Source organism: Rhodococcoides kyotonense (assembly GCF_001645385.1).
In the GTDB taxonomy this organism is placed as follows: Bacteria; Actinomycetota; Actinomycetes; order Mycobacteriales; family Mycobacteriaceae; genus Rhodococcoides; species Rhodococcoides kyotonensis_B.
This window is the reverse complement of record NZ_LVHI01000029.1, coordinates 1-1,848: the sequence shown is the minus strand read 5'-3', so window position 1 is coordinate 1,848 and position 1,848 is coordinate 1. Positions and strand designations below refer to the sequence as shown.

At 65.6% G+C, this 1,848-nt stretch carries 1 protein-coding gene; it reads right to left on the bottom strand.

From position 1 onward, the window contains the following. Nucleotides 1-154: 154 nt before the first annotated feature. A complete protein-coding gene (locus A3K89_RS19585; RefSeq protein ID WP_068429558.1) occupies nt 155-1,621 on the bottom strand; it encodes an aldehyde dehydrogenase in 1,467 nt (488 codons plus the stop codon). Nucleotides 1,622-1,848: the final 227 nt, after the last annotated feature.

Below are 1,848 nucleotides of genomic sequence, written 5' to 3'. Positions count from 1 at the left end.
TCATCGAGCCAGTCCCGGATATCGGGTGGAATCAAAAACCCCTGATCGAGACCGGAAGGTCGATAGTCACGCGCCACCCAGCCATCATCCCAAAGCAGGCCCACCACCACTCGAGCGAAACACCCTCAATTAAGCAACAGGCTCCAGGGTGCAACTATCCGCGCACGGGCGCCGCAGGCGCATATCCCGGCGGCATCAGAACCGACTTCGACTCGCAGAACGCGTCGAGACCCTCGGGGCCGTTCTCGCGTCCGATGCCGGAGTTCTTGTAGCCGCCGAAGGGGGAGCTCGGGTCGAAGGCGTACCAGTTGATGGCGTACGTACCGGTGCGAATCTGCGCCGCGATCTCGAGCCCGTGGTCGATGTCGGTGGTCCAGACCGAGCCGGCGAGGCCGTAGTCGGAGTCGTTGGCGATCTTGACGGCCTCGTCCTCGGAGTCGTACGGGATGACGGACAGGACCGGGCCGAAGATTTCCTCGCGTGCGATGGTCATCGAGTTGTCGACGTCGGCGAAGATGGTCGGCTCCACGAACCAACCGGTGTCGAGGCCGTCCGGACGACCGCCGCCGAGTGCGAGCCGCGCGCCCTCGGCCTTACCCGCTTCGATGTAACCCTCGACGCGGCGGCGCTGCTTCTCGGAGATCAGCGGGCCGAGCTGGGTCGCGGGGTCCTTCGGGTCGCCGACGACCATGGCGCCTGCGCCCGCGACCATCGCGTCGAGAATTTCGTCGTACCTCGAACGCGGCGCGAGGATGCGTGTCTGTGCGGCGCAACCTTGGCCGCTGTTCAGTAGGCCGGACAACAACAGCATCGGCATGGTCGACGCAACGTCCATGTCCTGCAACAGGATTGCTGCTGATTTGCCGCCCAGTTCGAGCGAGCAGCGCTTGAGCTGCTGTGCCGCGATCGTTCCGATCGTCCTGCCGACGGCCGTGCTCCCGGTGAACGTCACCTTGTCCACGTCCGGATGCGAGACGAGGTACTCGCCGGTGTCCGGGCCGCCGGGCAGAATCGACAGCACCCCGTCGGGAAGGCCGGCGTCGGCAAAGATGTCGGCCAGCAGGTTCACGGCGAGCGGTGCTTCCGGTGCGGGTTTCAGCAGCACCGAACAGCCGGCCAGCAGCGCGGGAGCGAGCTTGTTGATGGCCAGGAACAGCGGCACGTTCCATGCGATGACGGCCGCGACGACGCCGACGGGCTCGCGCGTCACCGTGGTCTGACCGAAGATGCCGTGCCGCGTCTCCTCCCACGGAAAAGTCTCAGCGTACGACGCGTAGAAGTCGAGGACCGCCAGCGACGGCGTCTGTTGCAGCATGCCGACCATGACGCCGGGGGCGCCCATCTCGTCGGTGAGCGTCGCCCCGATCTCGGGCATCCGCGCCTCGATCAACTTGCGTGCAGTGGCTAGAACCTGTGCTCGTTCCGCGGGTGTCGACCGCGGCCACGGCCCGGAGTCGAAGGCTCTGCGCGCGGCACCGACGGCGGCGTCGATATCTGCCGGGGCGGCCACGGGGGTGCTCCCGACCCGCTCCTCCGTTGTGGGGGAGAAGACTTCCAGCTTCTCCTCGGTCGACGGCGGCGTCCACTGGCCACCGATGAACAGCTTCGCGAAGTCAGTCATGAAACGAGGCTAGAACACGTTACAGAAATAGGGAAGGTGCGCGAGGCGCCCGTGCGCGCATAGTTGGCCCAGGTTGCTACTTTCCGCGCAGTGATACTGGAATGGTTCGTCGATGCAGTGGTTTGACTCGTTTCCGCGCTGACGCCGATGGCTGTCTTTCCCGTGATGTGTCGGCTGCTGCATCGATGGACACCTGAAGCACACGCGACCGGTGGGGCGGAGTGACT